General features: G+C 33.8%; 1 protein-coding gene. It reads right to left on the bottom strand.

Annotation, left to right across the window (positions count from 1 at the left end):
• Window positions 1-171 precede the first annotated feature (171 nt).
• Window positions 172-618 (bottom strand): OsmC family protein, encoded by a 447-nt coding sequence (locus tag IDG60_RS19450; protein ID WP_000553929.1) that lies wholly within the window; start codon window positions 616-618, stop codon window positions 172-174.
• Window positions 619-650 lie beyond the last annotated feature (32 nt).

Below are 650 nucleotides of genomic sequence, written 5' to 3'. Positions count from 1 at the left end.
TGGCATCAGGTACAGGGGTTGGGCCAGGTGTTAATAACAACGGTTGATGATAATACATTTATATGCCTCCTATAAATAAGATTTCACTATTTTAGCAAATTTTCTGAAAATTTAAAAGCCTAAAAAAGTGATAACGCTATATTGTCGAACAAACGTTATCACTTAAAGATTTTATTTGGCCTGAATGATGGGATAAATTTTTATGTCCACATTATTTCTTACAGCATTTGAAATCATGCAATTATTATCTGCAATTGTTATCAATTTTGGTAATCGCTTTTCTAATTGTGCTATTTGATCACTTGGAATTTGAATTTGAGGATGGTGCACAATTTTTGACATACTGAATTTTCCGTTATTTAAACAAGCTGTTCCAATCGATTGTTGTTCAATTGAAATATCTGTGAACTTTGCACGTTCAAGAGTAGCTGCTAATGAGATGATATAACATGATGAAGCGGCTGATACTAACAATTCATCGGGATTTGTTCCTAAACCAACACCACCTAAGGAAGCAGGTATAGAAATATTCTCTGAAAGTATGTCGCCTTGAACGTTTCCGACATTGTTACGACCACCTTGCCAAGAAGTTTGGACTTTAAAGTCATGTTGATGCAATTGCTTTAACCTCCAATATAATTGTGATAGTT

It is taken from the genome of Staphylococcus sp. EG-SA-2 (assembly GCF_017152085.1).
Note: the sequence above shows the minus strand (reverse complement) of the source record. Positions and strands in the feature narration are given on the sequence as shown.